The sequence below is a fragment of the Flavobacterium orientale genome (assembly GCF_014638005.1).
GTDB lineage: Bacteria > Bacteroidota > Bacteroidia > Flavobacteriales > Flavobacteriaceae > Flavobacterium > Flavobacterium orientale.
Map to the genome: position 1 here is coordinate 41,210 of NZ_BMFG01000001.1, position 19,934 is coordinate 61,143.

Below are 19,934 nucleotides of genomic sequence, written 5' to 3' on the forward strand. Positions count from 1 at the left end.
ATTTATCTTTTTAGTAATCGGCTTTTCATTTTACTAAAAAACTCAGGGGTCACACCAATATAAGATGCGATTTGTTTTTGAGGAACTCTTTGAATCAAGGTTGGGTATCTTTTACAGAATTTTTCAAAACGATCTTCTGCGGATAAACTTAAATTATCCATCAACCGCTCTTGATGAGCAACCAATGAATTTTCGGTTAAAATTCTAAAGAAGCGTTCCAACTTCGGAATGTCAAAATACAATTGCTCTTGATTTTCTTTTGATAACATAACCACTTCTGAATCTTCTAAAACTTCTATGAACAAATTGCCAGGCTTTTGAGAAAGTAAGCTGTACATGTCACCAATCCACCAACCTTCGCAGGCAAAATGTAGCACATGTTCCACAATATTGTCATTAATGTTGAAACTCCTCAGTAATCCCGAATTTACAAAATAAGATTCCTTGCAAATTTCTCCGGCATTGTGCAAAATGGTTTTTGCTTTGTAATGTTGCGTTTCAGTTTTAGACAAAAACAATTTTTTTTCCTCTTCAGAAAGTGAAACAATTTTTGATATGTTGTCTAAAATCAAAGCCATTATGCATTTACTTTTACCAATCTCGCCGCAGCTTTTGCCTTTTCTATAATTTCTTCCATCGGAGTTTCTAATGTGTCACTTACCAAAGCAACACCCATTCTGCGATACGGTCTTGAAGTAGGTTTGCCAAAAATTCTGAAGTCAGTTTTTGGTAAAGCAGCAATTTGCTCAATACCTGAATAAGTTGGATTGCTTGAATTTTCAGAAGCTAAAATTACGGCACTTGCTCCTGCTTTTTCTAAGGTGATTTCGGCAATCGGTAAGCTTAAAATAGCTCGTAAATGCAATTCAAATTCATTAAAATTTTGTGTTCCGGCTAACGTAACCATTCCGGTGTCGTGTGGTCTTGGCGATAATTCCGAAAAATAAACGCCTTCATTCGTCAAGAAAAATTCGACTCCAAATAATCCGGCTCCACCTAAGGCTTCTGTCACTTTGCGAGCCATTTCCTGAGCTTCCAAAATGTCTTTTTCTGAAACATTTGCCGGTTGCCAACTTTCTTGATAATCGCCACGTTCTTGTCGGTGACCAATTGGAGCACAAAATAAAGTAGGTAAATTATTGTTTTGAGTCACGGTTAATAACGTGATTTCGGAATTAAAATTGACAAATGCTTCCACAATTACTTCGACCACATCACCACGAGAACCTTCCACAGCATAATTCCAAGCTTTGGCAATGTCTTCGGTTGATTTGATAGTAGATTGTCCTTTTCCGGAGGAACTCATTAAAGGTTTTACTACACAAGGAATTCCAACTTCTGAAACCGCTTTTTCTAATTCATCTGAAGAAGTTGCGTATCGATAATTTGCTGTTCGTAATCCTAATTCTTTCGCTGCCAAATCACGAATGGCTTTTCGGTTCATAGTGAAATTTGCCGCTTTTGCGGATGGAACGACGGTTATGCCTTGTTTTTCGTAGTTATAAAAACGTTCGGTTCTAATGGCTTCAATTTCAGGAACGATAAAATCAGGTTGGTGTTTGGCGACAATTCGGTCGAGTTCGGCACCGTCTAACATATTGATGATTTCAAAACCGGGAGCCACTTGCATAGCGGGAGCATTTTCATAACTATCAACTGCAATGATGGTTTGGCCAATTCGTTGTGCGGCGATGACAAATTCTTTTCCGAGTTCTCCGGAACCTAGTAGGAGGATTTTTGACATTTTTAATGTGAATTATAAATAAAAAAAGCCCCAAGTTTCCTTGAGGCGGTATATGTTTTAAGCTAAAACTTCTTTGATTCTTCTTAAAGCTTCTATGAGTTGTTCCTCGCTTGTTGCATAAGAAAATCGAATACAATCAGGGTTTCCAAAGGCATCTCCGGTTACGGTTGCTACGTTGGCTTCAGCTAACAAATACATAGAAAAATCCGTTGCGTCTTTGATTAAAGTTCCACGTAATGTTTTTCCAAAGAATGACGATACATCGGGAAATACATAAAATGCACCTTCCGGAACGTTGATTTTTAGACCCGGAATTTCTTTGATTAAACCTACGACTAAATCTCTTCTTTTATGGAAAGCTTCCACCATGTAATTCAACACTTTTGGGTCGGCATCCACAGCAGCAATCGTAGCTCGTTGAGCAATAGAATTGGCTCCTGATGTGACTTGGCCTTGCATTTTTGTACACGCTTTTGCGATAAATTCCGGTGCTCCGATGTAACCGATTCTCCAACCTGTCATTGCGAAGGCTTTAGCAACTCCATTTACTGTGATGGTTTTTTCAAACATTCCCGGAACGGAAGCAATGCTGCAAAAAGTTCCTGAAAAATTGATGTGTTCGTAGATTTCATCAGCCACGACATAAATGTTTGGATACTTTTCCAACACTTTGGCAATGGCTGTAAATTCTTCACGACTGTAAACAGATCCGCTTGGGTTGCAAGGCGAACTGTACCAAATCATTTTGGTTTTTGGCGTGATGGCTTTTTCTAATTGTTCGGCGGTAATTTTAAAATCACTTTCTACGGAAGTTGGGACTTCAACAGGAATTCCTCCTGACATTTTGATGATTTCGTAATAACTTACCCAATATGGTGCGGGTAAAATAACTTCATCACCTTCGTTTAACATAACTTGAGCAATGTTGTAAAGTGATTGCTTTGCACCGGTTGAAACAACAATGTTTGCCGGTTTATAGTCTAAATTGTTATCTCTTTTGAATTTTCTACAAATAGCTTCTTTTAGTTCAGCATAACCATCAACCGGAGAATAAGTACTATAATTTTCGTCGATTGCTTTTTTTGCAGCATCTTTAATAAAATCAGGAGTGTTAAAATCAGGTTCGCCTAAACTTAAACTGATGATGTCTTTTCCTTGAGCTTTTAACTCTCTCGCCAATGCCGCCATAGCCAAGGTTTGAGAAGTAGATAAATTGTTAATTCTATCCGATAACGAATTCATTATAGTTGTGTTTTGTGTGTTTAAATTTTAAAAAGTAATCTACTTATGCCATTTGGGGTTCTTGACCTAACTCTTTCAAATGTTTGAAATGAGCAATAACAGCGGCTCTCATGGTTTTAAATTCATGATAAGGTAGATTACATTCTTTGGCAGTTTCTTTTACGATTTCACTAATTTTACCATAGTGAACGTGACTGATATTCGGGAAAATGTGGTGTTCAATTTGGTGATTTAATCCACCTGTATACCAATTAACAATCCAATTTTTTGGAGCAAAGTTTGCGGTCGTAAATAACTGGTGAATAGCCCAAGTGTTTTCAATTTCTCCATTTTCATCCGGCACAGGATTAGAAGTTTCTTCAACTACGTGTGCTAATTGAAAAACGATACTTAAAATTAAACCGGCTGTATAATGCATTACTGCAAAACCTAGAATTACTTTCCACCAAGTGATTCCCATAACCATTGGTAAAACAATCCAAATTGAGAAATAAATCACTTTGGTGATAATTAAAGTTGTCCATAAAAATTTAGGACTTTTTGGTTCACCATATGATAATTTACGTTTTAAGTAGGCTCTCATTTGTTTAAAGTCTGTAGTAATTGCCCAGTTGAAAGTCAACAATCCGTAGAGAAAAACAGAATAATAATGTTGAAATTTATGAAAATATCTCCATTCTGATTGTTTCGAAAAACGTATTACTCTTCCGGCATCTAAATCTTCGTCATGTCCAACAATATTTGTATAAGTATGATGTAAAACATTGTGTTGTACTTGCCAGTTGAAAACATTTCCGGCTAAAATGTAGATGCTGCCACCCATGATTTTGTTTAACCATGGTTTGTTTGAATAAGAACCGTGATTGCCATCATGCATTACATTCATTCCAACACCTGCCATTCCAACACCAATTACAACATTAAGTAAAAGATAGGTCCAAAACGGCATATCCATTGCTAGAAGGAAAAAGTAGGGTGTTAAGAAAATAGTAAACATAACTATTGTCTTAAGGTGAAGTTTCCAATTTCCGGTTTTTTGAATGTTATTTTCTTTGAAGTAGTTGTTTACGCGAGAGTTGAGCGTTCTAAAAAACTTTAGATTGTCTTGTTTTGAAAAAGTTGGAATTGTGGTATTCATGTAATTTATAAATTTTTTCAAAGGTAAGTATTAATATAAATCATAACGATGAACAAACAATAAAATTTCAACATCAAATTGTTTACTTTTGTTAAAAATGACACAATATGGAAGAAATTCTTAAGTATTTTCCTAATCTATCTGAAAATCAAGTAAATCAATTCGAAAAACTGAGTGAATTGTACCACGATTGGAATGCAAAAATCAATGTTATTTCTCGAAAAGACATTGATGAATTGTATGTTAAACATGTTTTGCATTCATTAGGAATCGCTAAAGTGATGGAATTTCAACCAAAATCGACGGTTTTAGATGTTGGAACCGGTGGAGGTTTTCCCGGAATTCCGTTAGCGATTCTGTTTCCTGAAACTCGATTTTATTTGATTGATGTGATTGCAAAAAAAATAAAAGTGGTTAACGAAGTAGCTGCTGCTTTAGAATTAAAAAATGTAAAAGCCGAACAATTACGTGCTGAGAATGTAAGAGGAGAATTTGATTTTATTGTAAGTCGAGCCGTAACCAATATGCCTGATTTTGTTTCATGGATAAAAGACAAAATCAAAAAACAACAAAATCATGAACTCAAAAACGGAATTTTATATTTAAAAGGTGGCGATTTAATCGAAGAATTAAAAGATTTCCCAAAAGCAACAGAATATAATTTATCGAATTATTTTTCGGAAGAATTTTTTGAAACGAAGAAAGTTGTGCATTTACCTTTGAAGTTTAAAGCATAAAAAAGTCCCGATTTTTGTCGGGACCCTTATTTATATCATGATTCAATTATCCTAAGAACGGATATCTATAATCTTCTGCTGTTACAAAAGTTTCTTTAATTGTTCTAGGAGAAACCCATCGCAATAAATTTTGAGCAGAACCTGCTTTGTCATTGGTTCCCGAAGCTCTTGCTCCTCCAAAAGGTTGCATTCCTACAACTGCTCCGGTTGGTTTATCGTTGATGTAGAAATTACCTGCACAATTTTCTAGAGCATGTGTTGCTTCTGTAATTGCATAACGATCTTGACTGAAAACAGCTCCTGTTAAGGCGTATTCTGAAGTTTGATCAATCAATTGTAATGTTTCTTTCCAGTTGGCATCTTCATAAATATAAACAGTTAAAACCGGACCAAATAATTCGGTTTCCATTGTTGCATATTTTGGATTGGTAGTCAAAATTACTGTTGGTTCAACAAAATAGCCTTTTGATTTATCATAGTTTCCGCCAAATAAAATTTCGGCATCACTATCTTTTTTTGCTTGATCAATGTATTTTGCTAATTTATCAAATGAACCTTCATGAATTACCGCAGTAAAGAAATTAGAAAAATCTTCCGGTGAACCCATTTTGATGGTTGCCATTTCTTTTGCCATTTCATCTTTTATTGCCGGCCACAAGCTTTTTGGATAGTAGGCTCTTGAAGCAGCTGAACATTTTTGACCTTGAAATTCAAAAGCACCTCTAATTGAGTTGGCAGCTACTTGTTTTACATTCGCACTTGGGTGTGCAATTATAAAATCTTTTCCTCCGGTTTCACCAACAATTCTTGGATAAGTTTTGTATTTGTGAATATTTGTTCCTATTTTTTTCCAGATTTCTTTAAACACAAAAGTAGAACCTGTATAATGAATTCCGGCAAAATCAGGATGATCAAAAATAGTATCTGAAATCATCACAGGGTCACCAAATACTACATTGATTACACCATCAGGAACTCCGGCTTCTTTGAATACGTCAATAATTATTTTTGCAGAAAACACTTGACTATCGCTTGGTTTCCAGATCACAACGTTGCCCATCATAGCTGCACTGGCAGGAAGATTTGCAGCAATTGCGGTAAAATTAAAAGGAGTAATTGCATAAACGAAACCTTCTAATGGTCTATACTCCACACGATTCCAAACGGATGAATCTGATGTGGGCTGGTCGTTATAAATTTGTGTCATGAATTCCACATTGTAACGCAAAAAGTCAATCAGTTCACAAGAAGCATCAATTTCTGCTTGATGAATGGTTTTTGATTGAGCAATCATGGTTGCAGCGTTTATTTTTGCACGATACGGACCGGCAATTAATTCTGCAGCTTTTAAGAAAATAGCAGCACGTTGTTCCCATGGCATGGCAGCCCAAGCTGTTCGCGATTCAAGAGCATTTGCTATAGCTTTATCAACATGACTTTTTTCAGCTAAATGATAGGTTCCTACAATATGTTGGTGGTCATGAGGAGCACTCATGTTTCTTGTTTTTCCGGTGCGAATTTCTTCTTTACCTATATATAATGGAACCTCAATTTTGGAATTCCATAGTTGTTTGTATGCTGCTAAAACAGCTTCTTTTTCAGGACTGTTAGGAGCGTATGATTTAACAGGTTCGTTAACCGCTTTTGGCACATGAAAAAATCCTTTAAGCATAGTGTTGTGTTTTTTAGAATTAGGAAATAAAATGAGTGCAAATGTACGAAAAATTAAATTTTCGATACATTACTTTGGTTTAAAATAAGAAAATGATAATTAGTTCAATGCAAAAGGTGCATTCAATCTGAAGGTTGGAACAATCACTTTAAATTTTCGAGTAGAAGTGAAATTAATCATGGTAAAAAAGCCTTTCATAGAACCAAGAGGTGAAGCCAATAAACAACCGGAGCTATAAACATGAGATTCGCCTGGTTTTAACACTGGTTTTTTTCCAATTACACCTTCGCCACTAACCACTTCTTTGTCGTTCAAAGAATCAAAAATTTCCCAATAACGGGACATCAATTGTACTGAATCTTTGCTGTGGTTTTCAATGGTAATATGGTAACTAAAGGCAAAATGAAGCTTGTAGTTTTTGAAGTAAGTACCTTCAAAACTAGTTGCGACTGAAATTTTTATACCTCTGGTTATTTGCGAAACCATAATTAATACATTAAAAATACAATTACAAACATAAAAACTGCTACTAATAAAGCAGTTATGCTCAACATAAAGTTCAAAATTACAAATTTTATAATTGTAATCAATCTACTTTGTTGATAAAAATTTCTTAATGCTTTGTAAAAATAAAAAGGAATACCAAGGCCATAGAGTGTGGATAAATCAAATGGCACGAAAATATTTAATAATTCATCAATGAAGACTAAGATAAAGAAGAACGACATAAAATTAAAAACAAACACTAAGTGTTCGGCATAGTTTAAATGCATTCTGAAGTATATTATGGAAAATACAATGGTTATAAATGGAAGTGAGATAAAAAGTAAAAAAGGAATTTTAGCCATAACGTAATCAAAAAATGCCTTTTTACTTTTTTTGTCATTGAAATCCAACATGTGGCTGTCTATGCTTTTTTTGAAAATGTACCTGTTCCAGCCTGTGTTTTTATATTCTAGAACAGCAAGACAAGAATCAATGTTTGTGCTTTTTGTTTCGCCATAATAATCTAAAAATGTTTGCCACTTTTTATATGATTTTATTACAAAATTTAATTTTTCAAGTTCGCTTTCTTTTTTAAACACTTTGGGTAGTGTGTCTGTTTTATTATCTTTTTGTTGATTTTGAACTATTGAATCAAGCTGATTAAAATCTGTATTGGTTGAATCAATTGCGATAAAATCTTTTCTCAATTGATTTCTTATTTTATTTGGACTGGGCTCGTTTGCGTAGGAAGCTGTTTCTAATGGATGATTGTAACCAATATTATATTTGTCTAAAAATCCGGAAAAAATAAAATAGAGTAAAGATACACTCAAGTAAAATCGAAAAGGATTGGCATAAAATAGCCTTTTTCCATTTATAAAATCTAAAGCTGCTTTTCCCGGTTTGGTAAAAAGAGAGACAACAGTTCTTTTTATTTTGGAATCATAAGCATAAAAATTAGATAGAAATTCTTCTATAAAATTTTTAATTGTAAGTCGTTTAGTCGTGTTTTTTTGACCACAATTAGAACAAAATCGATCACTAGAATCAAGTGGGTGGTTGCAATTTAAGCATTTGGTTCCCCTATAATCTTTTCTTTTTTTTGTTGCCATGAAAAATATTACTTAATAATATTGATGGAACTTGCATTCCCGCGGCCTATAATTCTGTCATATCGGTCATTGTTTGCTCTGTAATACACCAAAACATCATAGTTGTTTTCAGTTTGAAAAAAATTACCGTCTAATGCATTTTCAAAATCTACTTTTCCGTTTGAGTCAGCTAATGTATATTGGTAATTGGTAAATCCTTGTTTTAAAATTAATGCTTTTTCATAAAGTCCGTTATCTTTATTAAAATCTAATTTGAACTCCGGAATTAAAGCATAATTGTTGAACATTCCTGTGATATAAATGTCCTTTTTTCCAAAATAGGTTGGAGCACTTAAACTAAAAAACACCCAACTGTAATCTGCTTCAACAGCATCGTTAGTAGAAGCGTTTATATTTCTCGGCAAAAATATCCCATTGGCATCGGGGAAAAAAGTATAGGGAACATTTCCTCTGGCTGGGTTGGTATACAAATACGTATTATAAATTCCTCCCTGAGATTCAATACGTCTAACGCCATTTAGTGCAACCCTGATGTCTTTATTGTCAAATGCTAAAAACTCATTTCCGGCCCAAAATTGTGTTTCTTTATCATAACGATATATTAGCTCAGTTCCCAAAGTAAACATAGGTTTTACATTTGTAATTGCAGTATTGAAAATACCGTTTTGTAATAATAAAACTTTTATGTTTTTAACCGGGTCTTGAAGTAAAAGATTGTTGGGTCTGATGGTAAATTCTAAATTGTGTTTTTGAGCAATATACTTTACATCTCGAGGGTTTTTTACTTGTGTCGGAACAGAAACAATGTCTTCATATAAGATAAATTTTCTTGAAAAAACTACTTCTTGATTGTTGTTTAATATTCTTATTATATAGTTTCCACTTACAAGAAAAGCTCTAGTAAATTGGTTAGGAAATGACAATCTGTAGTGCGAATACAACTGCAAGGTGTTAAATGAATTTTCATAATCAATAATTCTTTGATTGTCTAACCCGGAAATGTATTCGTTAAGATTAAGTTGCGATTTTTTCCAATCATAGTCACAATGTGTGATGGTGTAATAATAATTGGCCTCATCGCCATATAAATCATCAAAAATTAATCTAAAACTATCTCCTAATCTAAATATTGGCACTACGTTTTGTCCGCCTTGAACAAATGCAATGCTTTTGATGTTATATGCTGGATGCACCTCATTTAGAATTTGAGAGAATAAATTACTGCTTGAGAAGATAATAAGTAGAAGTAAAATTTTACGTGACATATTTCTTGTTTAGATTCAAAACGTAAATATACTAAATATCGCTTAGTTTTAAATTAAGATTTTTACTTAGTCTATTTTTTACAAGTTTAGCCATTTTTTTTTCATTTGTATAATAGGTAGTAAGTTGTTAATCTTGGCATTTAATTTATTTAGAATCAATATAAATAAATAGAAATCGATTAGACATTTGTTAATTCATATAGGGGGTTTGTATTTTAATTTTTAAATTTGCACCGTTTAAAATTATGTAAAAACATTTACTAATCATACCTTCAAAACATATGTCTAAAGACATTCGAATCAAGAAAGGATTAGACTTGAAATTGGTGGGAGAGGCTCAACCAAAAGTTGATGCGATTTCTCGCTCACAAGTTTACTCTATTAAACCTTCTGACTTTCATAAAGTTACACCTAAATTGGTGTTAAAAGAAGGAGCCGAAGTTAAAGCAGGAGAAGCTATTTTTTATTCCAAAGACGATGAAGCAGTTAAGTTTGTTTCGCCGGTTAGTGGAAAAATTGTAGAAATCAAACGTGGAGACAAACGTGTTATTTTGGAAATCAGAATACAAGCTGATGCACAAGACAGTTATGTTGAACACGGCAAGAAAAATCCAAATGAAATGTCGGGCGACCAAGTAAAAGCACATTTGCTTGCTTCAGGTTGTTGGCCTTTTATCAAACAACGTCCATATGATGTTGTGGCAAATTCTTCAGATTCTCCAAAAGCAATTTTTATTTCCGCATACAGTTCGGCACCTTTATCTGCCGATGTTGAGGTGGCTTTAAAAGATAAATTAACTCAATTTCAAGCCGGAATTGATGCTTTGTCAAAATTAACCCAAGGTAAAGTTCATCTTTCAGTAAACGGAAAGGTAAATTCAATTTTCAGTTCTGTTTCGGGAGTACAATTACATAAAGTTTTTGGTCCGCATCCATCAGGAAATGTTGGTGTTCAAATTTCAAAAATTGACCCAATAAATGCTGGAGAGAGAGTTTGGATAGTTGCTCCTCAAGATGTTGCTATTATTGGTGATTTATTCTTAACCGGAAAGTTTGATGCTACTAAAGTAATCGCTTTGACAGGTTCAGAGGTTGCAAATCCTCAATATTATTCAGTAAAATTTGGTGCTCAAATGAAAGATGTTGTTTCAGGAAAACTTTCTTCAGACAATGTTCGAATCATTTCAGGTGATGTTTTTACTGGAGATAAAGTTTCTAAAGATGGAAATTTAGGCTTTTATTCTAATACAGTTACTGTTATTCCTGAAGGAAATCAATACAGAATGTTTGGTTGGTTGCCATTTGCCGGTGCAAATAAACACAGTATGCAACGCACAGCTTTATCATGGTTAATGCCAGGTAAAAAATATGTTGCTGATACTAATTTAAATGGTGAAGAGCGAGCTTTGGTTGTAACCGGAGAAATGGAAAAAGTAATGCCATTAGATATTTATCCAATGCAATTGTTAAAAGCATGTTTGGCAAATGACATTGAAAAAATGGAAAATTTAGGAATCTACGAAGTAGCTCCTGAAGATTTTGCGTTGATTGATTATACAAATACTTCTAAGTTAGAAGCACAAGTAATCATCAGAGAAGCCTTGGATTTAATGATTAACGAAGTAGGTTAAATAAATAGCTATGAAGTTTTTAAGAGATAAAATAGACCAAATAAAAAAGCCTTTCGGAAAAGGCGAAAAATTGGAAAAATTTGCACCGGCTGTGAATGCGTTGGATACGTTTTTATATGTTCCAAATCATACAACTAAGCACGGAGCTCACATTAGAGATGCAGTAGATTTAAAGCGTACCATGATTACTGTGGTTTTAGCTTTAGTTCCTGCATTGATTTTTGGAACTTGGAATGCAGGTTACCAAAGTTTGTCACAAATTCAAGAAGTAGTTCCATTTATGGATGCTTTAATTCACGGAGCTTGGAAAGTATTGCCAATGATTGCCGTTTCTTATGGTGTTGGACTGGGAATTGAATTCTACTTTGCCATCGTAAGAGGTCATGAAGTAAACGAAGGCTATCTAGTTACCGGATTATTAATCCCGATGATTATGCCAATCGACTTACCATTGTGGATGTTGGCTTTGTCGGTAATTTTTGCCGTAATTATTGGTAAAGAAGCCTTCGGAGGAACCGGAATGAATATTTTAAATCCGGCTTTAACAGCTAGAGCATTTGCTTTCTTTGCCTATCCTACTTATATGTCAGGAGATAAAATTTGGGTTTCTGATGCTTCAACAACAGATGCTATTTCCGGAGAAACAATCTTAGGTAAATTAGCTGCCGGTCAAGAAGCAGGTTATGATATGTGGAGTATGTTCGCGGGAACAATACCGGGATCAATTTCAGAAACATCCGTACTTTGGATTTTGGTTGGTGCCGTCATTTTAGTCATCACGGGAGTTGGAAGTTGGAGAATCATTGTTAGCGGATTTTTAGGAGCCGCAGTAATGGCATTCTTATTCGAATTGTGGGGAGCAAATACCTTAATGGATTTTGGGATGCTACACTTATTAGTGGGTGGTTTAGCTTTTGGTATTGTTTTTATGGCAACCGACCCGGTTTCTGCCGCTCAAACCAATCGAGGAAAATGGATTTACGGATTTTTGATCGGATTCTTTAGTATTATGATTAGAGTTTTCAATCCTGCTTATCCCGAAGGAGTAATGTTAGCTATATTGTTATTAAACGTATTTGCACCAACCATTGACCATTATGTTGTGGAAGCTAACGTTAAAAGAAGAAAGAAAAGAGTTGCTAAACAATTAAAAACTGCTTAATCATGGATAGAAATAGTAACGGATATACGTTTTTATTTGCCGGAATTATGGTGGTAGTCGTGGGAGCTTTATTGGCTTTTGCAGCTACATCATTAAAACCGATGCAAGATGTCAACGTAAAAAATGAAAAAATGCAAAACATTCTATCTACCATTGGTGTAACGGATGTTTCAAGAGAAGAAGCACAAGGAAAATTCGACGAATTTATCAAAGAACAATTGGCTTTAAAGGTGGATGGTTCAACTGATGAAGCGGTTAATGCCTTCAATATAGATTTAAAAGCTGAGTTGAAAAAGGACCCGGAAGCACAACGTTTTCCGATCTATGTAGCCGAAAAAGACGGAAGCAAATTTTATATTATTCCACTACGTGGTGCCGGACTTTGGGATGCTATTTGGGGTTACATCGCTTTAAAAGATGACTTCAATACAATTGCCGGAGTATCTTTTGATCACAAAGCAGAAACACCCGGTTTAGGAGCAGAAATTAAACAACAATGGTTTTTAGATTATTTTAAAGATGAAAAAATCTTTGATAAAGACGGAAATCTAGTTGGTGTTGCTGTAGCCAAAGGAAATAATGATAAGGTGACTAAAGATGATAATAAAGTAGATGCTATTTCTGGTGCAACAATCACTGGAGATGGTGTTACCAATATGATCAAAGAACGTTTAGCTCATTACAAACAATATATTGATAATCAAAAAGGCAAATTAGCCTCTAATAATTAAAATCATGGCTGAAGAGAAAGAAAGTTTATTTTCTAAAAGAAATAGAGGTCTTTTATCAGACCCATTAAATGACAATAATCCAATTACGGTTCAAGTTTTGGGAATTTGTTCAGCGTTAGCAATTACGGTTCAGTTAAAACCTGCTATTGTAATGTCAATTGCTGTATTGTTTGTAATGGCATTTAGTAATATGATTATTTCACTTTTAAGAAATTCTATTCCTAATCGTATTCGTATTATTGTTCAATTGGTAATTGTTGCTTCATTGGTAATTATCGTTGACCAAGTGTTAAAAGCGTATGCGTATGATGTGAGTAAAGAATTATCGGTTTTCGTTGGATTAATTATTACAAACTGTATTGTAATGGGACGTTTAGAAGCGTTTGCTTTAGGTAACGGTGTTTGGAGATCATTCTTAGACGGAATCGGAAATGCATTTGGATATGCTTGGATATTAATAGCCGTAGCATTTTTTAGAGAATTATTAGGTTCAGGAAAGTTATTAGGGTTTCAAGTTGTTCCACAATCATTTTATGATATGGGTTATGAAAATAACGGTTTGATGTTGTTGTCTCCTATGGCTTTGATTGTAGTTGGAATCATCATCTGGATTCAACGTTCAAAAAACCGTAAATTAATCGAAAAACACTAATCATAGCCTAGCTATTAAACTATTATAACATGCAAGAATTAGCAAGTTTATTTGTAAAAAGTATTTTCATTGAAAATATGATTTTCGCCTACTTCTTAGGAATGTGTTCCTATTTGGCGGTATCAAAAACAGTAAAAACAGCGGTTGGTTTAGGTGTTGCTGTAATCTTCGTTTTAACGATTACAGTTCCAATCAACTTTTTGTTAGACAATTATTTATTAAAACAAGGAGCTTTATCTTGGTTGGGAGCTGAGTATGCTGATATCGATTTGAGCTTTTTAAGTTTCATCATGTTCATCGCTGTTATTGCTTCGATGGTACAATTAGTAGAGATGATTGTTGAAAAATTTGCACCGGCTTTATATGGAGCATTAGGTATTTTCCTTCCGTTAATTGCCGTAAACTGTGCAATTCTAGGAGGATCTTTATTTATGCAACAAAAAGATTTTGGCGGGGTAACAGAAGCGGTAACCTATGGTTTTGGTTCCGGCATCGGATGGTTTTTAGCGATTTTAGCTATTGCTGCTATTCGTGAAAAGATAGCTTACTCTCATGTTCCTGCTCCACTTCGTGGTTTAGGAATTACTTTCCTAATCACAGGATTGATGGCGTTAGGTTTTATGAGTTTTATGGGAATTAAAATATAAATATTTAAGATACGATATAATGAATACACCAGTAATCATAGCCAGTGTTGTAGTTTTTCTTGTAATTGTTTTCCTTCTAGTAGCAATGTTATTAGGTGCAAAAGCAAAATTATTACCTTCCGGGCCGGTAAAAATTAAAATCAACGGAGAAAACGAATTAGAAGTAGAATCAGGAAATACACTACTTACTACACTAGGAAATAGCAAAATTTTCCTTCCATCTGCTTGTGGTGGAGGTGGAACTTGCATTCAGTGTAAATGTATTGTAACTAATGGTGGTGGATCTATTCTTCCAACAGAAGAACCACATTTTACAAGAAAAGAAATTGCTCAAGGTTGGCGTTTAGGATGTCAGGTAAAAGTGAAAAATGATATGATTATTGAAGTACCTGAAGAGGTTTTCGGAATCAAAAAATTTGAAGCTAAAGTATATTCCAACTACAATGTTGCCTCATTTATTAAAGAATTTATTGTTGAATTGCCAGATGATATGCATTATGAAGCTGGGGGTTATATTCAAATTGAAATTCCTAAATGTGAAGTAAAATATTCAGATATTGACATCACAGCTCATCCCGAAGAACATCCTGGTGAACCTGAAAAATTCAAAGCAGAATGGGATAAATTTAATTTATGGCCATTAGTAATGAAAAATACCGAATTAGTTGAAAGAGCTTATTCGATGGCTTCTTATCCTGCAGAAGGAAGAAAAATCATGTTGAATGTTCGTGTAGCTACTCCACCATGGGACAGAGCTAAAAATGGTTGGGCAGCAGTGAACCCTGGAATTGCCTCATCTTACATTTTCTCTAGAAAAGCTGGTGATCCTGTTATTGTGTCAGGACCTTATGGAGAATTTTTCATCAACGAAAGTGAGTCAGAAATGCTATATGTTGGAGGAGGAGCAGGAATGGCACCAATGCGTTCACATTTATATCACCTTTTCAGAACCGTTAAAACAGGAAGAAAAGTTACCTATTGGTATGGTGGTCGTTCAAAACGTGAATTATTCTATGTTGATCACTTTAGAGCTTTGGAAAAAGATTTCCCTAACTTTAAATTCTACATGGCTTTATCAGAACCGTTACCAGAAGATAATTGGAAAGTAAAAGACGGAACAAGTGGAGAAGGAGATGGATTTGTTGGATTTATTCACAATGTTGTAATTGATAACTATTTGTCTAAACACGATAGCCCCGAAGATATTGAATTGTATTTCTGTGGTCCACCAATGATGAACAATGCCGTTCAAAAAATGGGTGAAGATTTTGGAATGCCACCTGAAAATATCCGTTTTGATGACTTTGGAGGATAATTATAAATAGAAACCGATACAGAAATGTGTCGGTTTTTTTGTTTTAATTAAGAGTTGTTTTTCTTAATTCTAACTACTTTTGTAGTATGAATATTTTGACCGAACAAGAACTTCACAATTTAGCAATGAACCATGTCGGAAAAGAACTCGAAAGCCAAGGTTTTGAGTTCATTGCGGTTAATAGTCAACTCAAACGACATCCACAGTTTGTTTGTGTGGACAAATCCACCAATACATTGCATTTCGTTTTAGTCACTGTTTTTAATTATCCAAACAATCCTGAAGACTATGATGCTATTTGGATGGAAACTTTTAAAGAACATGCCGTAAAACTAAAAGCAAAAGTCCTTTATGCAGGAGTAGGAATTGCAAACGCGTTAGATTATGAAAAACCAGTTACAAGAAATGAAGATTACATCATCAGTTACAAAGGAATTAAAGAGATTAGTTAGTGTTTTCGTTATTGCTTTTTTATTAATCAGTTGCGAATATTCCAAAAAGGAGCAAATTTTTATCTTACAAGGAGAAGCCCAAGGGAGCACCTACGCAATTAAATATATCAGTTCAAATGAAACAATAAAAAAAGCTTCAATTGATTCACTTCTATTGGAGTTTGATTTGTCTTTGTCAACTTATCGACCCGATTCAAAGATTTCCAAAATCAATAACGGAGATACTACTATAGTTGTAGATGATTTTTTTTCTAAAACATTTACTACCTCGCAAGAAATTTATCAAGCTACAGACAAGCTTTTTGATCCAACTATCGGTGTTTTAGTTAACGCATATGGATTTGGCCCAACTAAAGAAAAAATCGATTTAAATCAGTCCAAAATTGATAGTTTATTGACCTATGTAGGTTTCGATAAAGTTAAGTTAAATGAGGATAACACTATTTCTAAAAAACATTCCGAAACTTATTTTGATTTTAATGCTATTGCCCAAGGTTATTCTGTTGATGTTGTGTCAGAATTTTTAAAATCAAAAGGCATTCAAAATGCAATTGTTGAAATTGGCGGTGAAATTTATGCATTTGGAAAAAACACGGTTGAAGATAAAAATTGGATTGTTGGAATTGATGATCCAACACAATCACCGGAAGAGCGAACTTTAATAGCTAAAATCAAGTTGGAAAATCTTGGAATGGCAACATCGGGTAACTATCGAAAAGTGAAAACAGATAGTCTTACGGGTCAAAAATTTGTTCATATTATAAATCCCAAAACCGGGATTTCTGAAAAAAGCACTGTTTTAAGTGCCACAGTTTTAGCACCAAAATGTATAGATGCCGATGGATATGCTACCGCATTTATGATTATGGATTTGGAAGAATCTAAGAAATTATTAGCATTAAGAGATGATTTATATGTTTTGTTGATTTACACTAATGAGGACAATCAAATGCAACAATTTAAAACGACTAATTTTCAAGCACTTATTTTAGAATGATTCTAAATGTAGGGTATTACGTTAAAAAAAATATAATAAATTTTAACACATGAAGTTATAGGTTTAGTTTTACAATAATCAATAAACTTATACACATGAAAAAACTCAACAAACTAGTATTGTTCTTACTAGCATTGCCAGCTTTGGTTTTTGCTCAAGAATTAAAAATGGACAGTCCAATTCCATTAGATCCTAGTGTAAAAACAGGAAAACTTAAAAACGGATTAACCTATTATATCAAGAAAAATAAGAAACCTGAAAACAAAGTCGATTTACGATTGATTGTTAATGCAGGTTCCATATTAGAAAATGATGACCAACAAGGTTTAGCACATTTCATGGAACATATGTGTTTCAACGGAACAAAACGTTTCCCTAAGAATACTTTAGTGGATTATTTGCAAAGTATTGGTGTGAAATTTGGTCAACATTTGAATGCCTATACTAGTTTTGATGAGACAGTTTATTTTTTACCAATTCCTTCAGATGACAATGAAAAACTTACCAAAGGATTTGAGATTTTAGAAGATTGGGCATTTAATACGGTACTAACTCCTGAAGAAATTGACAAAGAAAGGGGTGTAGTTTTAGAGGAGTATCGAATTGGTTTAGGAGCGGATAAGCGAATGATGGGTCAGTTTATGCCAAAAATGATGTATAATTCAATGTATGCCAAACGACTTCCAATCGGAAAAAAAGAAATCCTTGAAAATTTTACTCATGATAAAGTGGTTAACTTTTATAAAGATTGGTATCGCCCAAATTTGATGAGTATAATTGCAATTGGAGATATTGATGTTGATCAAATTGAAAAATTGATAATTAAACATTTTAGTTCGTACCAGAATCCGAAAAATGAAAAGCCCAGAAAAACATTTGATGTTCCTAATCATAAAGAAACATTTGTAGCCATCGAAAGTGATAAAGAAGCGGCATTTTCACAAGTACAATTGCTTTATAAGGATTATGATGAACCAAAATTGGTTAAAACAATAGGTGATTATAGACAAGAATTGGTGAAGAATCTTTTTAGTACCATGTTGAATAATCGATTAAGTGAGATAGCTAATGATCCAAATCCTCCATATACTTTTGGAAGTACCTATTATGGAGGAACATATGCCAGAACCAAAAATGCTTTTCAATCTTTTGCAATGGTAGCAGAAGATAAGCAGTTAGAAGCATTAAAAGTTTTGGTAACAGAAAATGAACGTGTAAAAGCTTTTGGTTTTACACAAGCAGAATTAGAACGAGCAAAAACATCTATGCTGACAAGTGTTGAAAGAAGATATAATGAAAAGGATAAAACAGAGTCAAATCGTTTTATGACATCTTTTCAACGCAATTTTTTAATCAATCAGCCGGCACCAAGTATAGAATGGACTTTTGAAACCACTAAAGCATTGTTGCCTTCCATAACTTTAAAAGAAACAAATTCTTTAATTGCTAATTATATTAAAGATGATAACAGAGTAATCATTTTTACAGGCCCTGAAAAAGAAGGTTTAGTAAAACCTACAGAACAGCAAACATTAGATGCTATTTCTATAGATAAAGCTAGCTTAAAACCATATGAAGAAACAGTTTTAGCTGAAAGTTTAATTCGAAATCCTCTTAAGCCAGGCAGTATTTTGAATAAAGAAAAAAATGATAAAATTGGTATCACGACACTTACGCTTTCGAATGGAGCAAAGGTTACCTATAAAAAAACCGATTTTAAAAACGATGAAATTTTATTTGAAGCATTAAGTTTTGGAGGTTCTAATTTAATTTCTAATGCCGAATATGAAAAAGTACAATGGGCAATGGGAGGCTTGACAGAAGCCGGAATATCAGGGATGAAATTAAATGATTTGAATAAATTCATGACCGGTAAAGTAGCAAGAGTTTATCCCTATGTAGGTAGTTTTTCCGAAGGGATGAATGGCTCAGCTGCTCCTAAAGATTTTGAATATCTAATGCAAATGATTCATGCTTATTTTACTGATTTGAATTTTGATCAAGAAGCATTTGAAAGTTATAAAGCTAAAGAAAGTTCTTTTATGGCAAATATGTCTTCAATGCCCTCGATGTTTTTTCAAAAAGAATTATATAGTTATTTATTAAAGGATAATCCTAGATTTTTTGGAATAATTCCTGACGAAGCTGCTTGGAAAAAAACAGATTATAAGTTAGCTTATGATAAATATAAAGAGCGTTTTGCAAATGCAGGTGACTTTAATTTTTACTTTGTAGGTAATATTGATGAACAAAAACTTGAAGAATTTTCAATCCAATATTTAGCTTCATTACCATCCGTTTCAACAAAAGAAAAAGCAGTTGATTTAGGGCATAGAATGCTGAAAGGAGAGCATAAAAAAATCATCAATAAAGGTAAAGATCCAAAAAGCACAGTTAATATTATGTTTTATGGTGATACTAACTATGATGCTAAAGAGGCATTAGCATTTAGAGCATTAGGTGAAGTACTTACTATTAAGCTTGTTGAAGAACTTCGTGAAAATGAAAGTGGGGTCTATGGCGTAAGTGCAAGAGGCAGTATGAATAAAGTTCCAAACGGAAGCTATAATTTTTCAATAAACTTTCCTTGTGGACCAGAAAATGCTGAGACTTTGACTCAATCTGCTTTGAGAGAATTAAATAAAATTATAGAAAACGGACCAGAAGATAAAGATGTAAATAAGTTTAAAGAAGCTGAAAAATTAGATTACAAAGAAAAAATAAAACAAAATAATTATTGGATGTCTAATTTAACAAGAGCTTATACAAATAGTACTTCTGCTGAAGAAATTTTGCAAGTGGAACAGAAAATAGAAGCTGTATCAGCAAAAGATATTCAAGCTGTAGCCAAAAAATATCTAACAAAGGATAAAGTAGTAGCTATGTTAATGCCAGAAGAATAATTAAGAAATCATCTGATTTTTTTACTTACCCACGGTTGAAACCCGTGG

At 33.7% G+C, this 19,934-nt stretch carries 18 protein-coding genes; 10 read left to right on the top strand and 8 right to left on the bottom strand.

What is annotated here, in order from left to right:
• Positions 1–2: 2 nt before the first annotated feature.
• Genes IEV15_RS00215 through IEV15_RS00230 form a run of 4 tightly spaced genes read right to left on the bottom strand, consistent with a single transcriptional unit; the run spans position 3 to position 4,124 of the window.
• Positions 3–578: a Crp/Fnr family transcriptional regulator gene (locus IEV15_RS00215; protein ID WP_188360484.1), complete on the bottom strand. Its 576-nt coding sequence runs from the start codon at positions 576–578 to the stop codon at positions 3–5.
• Positions 578–1,744 (bottom strand): formate-dependent phosphoribosylglycinamide formyltransferase, encoded by a 1,167-nt coding sequence (gene purT, locus IEV15_RS00220; RefSeq protein ID WP_188360485.1) that lies wholly within the window; start codon positions 1,742–1,744, stop codon positions 578–580. Before purT ends, IEV15_RS00215 begins: the two co-directional genes overlap by 1 nt.
• Positions 1,745–1,801: 57 nt before the next feature.
• Complete coding sequence (locus IEV15_RS00225) at positions 1,802–2,986, bottom strand: pyridoxal phosphate-dependent aminotransferase (RefSeq protein ID WP_188360486.1); 1,185 nt, start codon at positions 2,984–2,986, stop codon at positions 1,802–1,804.
• Between the two features lie 43 nt (positions 2,987–3,029).
• Positions 3,030–4,124, bottom strand: a complete 1,095-nt coding sequence (locus IEV15_RS00230; RefSeq protein ID WP_188360487.1) for a fatty acid desaturase family protein — start codon at positions 4,122–4,124, stop codon at positions 3,030–3,032.
• A gap of 107 nt (positions 4,125–4,231) precedes the next feature.
• Here IEV15_RS00230 and rsmG point away from each other — a divergent pair, with 107 nt between their 5' ends.
• Entirely contained in the window at positions 4,232–4,861 is a 630-nt protein-coding gene (gene rsmG / locus IEV15_RS00235) for a 16S rRNA (guanine(527)-N(7))-methyltransferase RsmG (RefSeq protein WP_188360488.1), read from the top strand.
• A gap of 46 nt (positions 4,862–4,907) precedes the next feature.
• Here the strand turns inward: rsmG and pruA are convergent, their stop codons facing one another.
• The 4 genes from pruA to IEV15_RS00255 form a co-directional block, all read right to left on the bottom strand.
• On the bottom strand, positions 4,908–6,533 hold the full coding sequence (gene pruA / locus IEV15_RS00240; protein WP_188360489.1) for an L-glutamate gamma-semialdehyde dehydrogenase: 1,626 nt from the start codon (positions 6,531–6,533) through the stop codon (positions 4,908–4,910).
• A 99-nt stretch (positions 6,534–6,632) separates the two neighbouring features.
• The gene (gene apaG / locus IEV15_RS00245; RefSeq protein ID WP_188360490.1) at positions 6,633–7,019 is read right to left on the bottom strand and encodes a Co2+/Mg2+ efflux facilitator ApaG/CorD; all 387 of its coding nucleotides are present in this window, start codon (positions 7,017–7,019) and stop codon (positions 6,633–6,635) included.
• Positions 7,020–7,021: 2 nt separating this feature from the next.
• Positions 7,022–8,131, bottom strand: a complete 1,110-nt coding sequence (locus IEV15_RS00250) for a DUF3667 domain-containing protein (RefSeq protein ID WP_188360491.1) — start codon at positions 8,129–8,131, stop codon at positions 7,022–7,024.
• 8 nt (positions 8,132–8,139) lie between these two features.
• A complete protein-coding gene (locus IEV15_RS00255; protein WP_188360492.1) occupies positions 8,140–9,396 on the bottom strand; it encodes a type IX secretion system plug protein in 1,257 nt (418 codons plus the stop codon).
• Positions 9,397–9,677: 281 nt separating this feature from the next.
• Between IEV15_RS00255 and IEV15_RS00260 the strand changes: the two genes are divergently transcribed.
• From IEV15_RS00260 to IEV15_RS00300, 9 genes are all read left to right on the top strand, one after another.
• A complete protein-coding gene (locus tag IEV15_RS00260) occupies positions 9,678–11,027 on the top strand; it encodes a Na(+)-translocating NADH-quinone reductase subunit A (protein ID WP_188360493.1) in 1,350 nt (449 codons plus the stop codon).
• Positions 11,028–11,037: 10 nt separating this feature from the next.
• Positions 11,038–12,189 carry an NADH:ubiquinone reductase (Na(+)-transporting) subunit B gene (locus IEV15_RS00265; protein ID WP_188360494.1) on the top strand — a complete coding sequence of 384 codons (1,152 nt, stop codon included), beginning with the start codon at positions 11,038–11,040 and terminating at the stop codon, positions 12,187–12,189.
• A 2-nt stretch (positions 12,190–12,191) separates the two neighbouring features.
• The gene (locus tag IEV15_RS00270) at positions 12,192–12,920 is read left to right on the top strand and encodes a Na(+)-translocating NADH-quinone reductase subunit C (RefSeq protein WP_188360495.1); all 729 of its coding nucleotides are present in this window, start codon (positions 12,192–12,194) and stop codon (positions 12,918–12,920) included.
• 4 nt (positions 12,921–12,924) lie between these two features.
• Positions 12,925–13,572, top strand: coding sequence for an NADH:ubiquinone reductase (Na(+)-transporting) subunit D (locus IEV15_RS00275; protein WP_188360496.1), 648 nt, complete (start codon positions 12,925–12,927; stop codon positions 13,570–13,572).
• A gap of 29 nt (positions 13,573–13,601) precedes the next feature.
• Positions 13,602–14,219, top strand: a complete 618-nt coding sequence (gene nqrE / locus IEV15_RS00280) for an NADH:ubiquinone reductase (Na(+)-transporting) subunit E (RefSeq protein ID WP_188360497.1) — start codon at positions 13,602–13,604, stop codon at positions 14,217–14,219.
• Positions 14,220–14,238: 19 nt separating this feature from the next.
• On the top strand, positions 14,239–15,534 hold the full coding sequence (nqrF, locus tag IEV15_RS00285; RefSeq protein ID WP_188360498.1) for an NADH:ubiquinone reductase (Na(+)-transporting) subunit F: 1,296 nt from the start codon (positions 14,239–14,241) through the stop codon (positions 15,532–15,534).
• A gap of 86 nt (positions 15,535–15,620) precedes the next feature.
• Positions 15,621–15,986 (top strand): DUF8840 domain-containing protein, encoded by a 366-nt coding sequence (locus IEV15_RS00290; RefSeq protein ID WP_188360499.1) that lies wholly within the window; start codon positions 15,621–15,623, stop codon positions 15,984–15,986.
• Positions 15,940–16,983, top strand: coding sequence for an FAD:protein FMN transferase (locus IEV15_RS00295; RefSeq protein WP_188360916.1), 1,044 nt, complete (start codon positions 15,940–15,942; stop codon positions 16,981–16,983). Before IEV15_RS00290 ends, IEV15_RS00295 begins: the two co-directional genes overlap by 47 nt.
• 95 nt (positions 16,984–17,078) lie before the next feature.
• Entirely contained in the window at positions 17,079–19,886 is a 2,808-nt protein-coding gene (locus IEV15_RS00300; RefSeq protein ID WP_188360500.1) for a M16 family metallopeptidase, read from the top strand.
• The last annotated feature ends 48 nt before the right edge of the window (positions 19,887–19,934 follow it).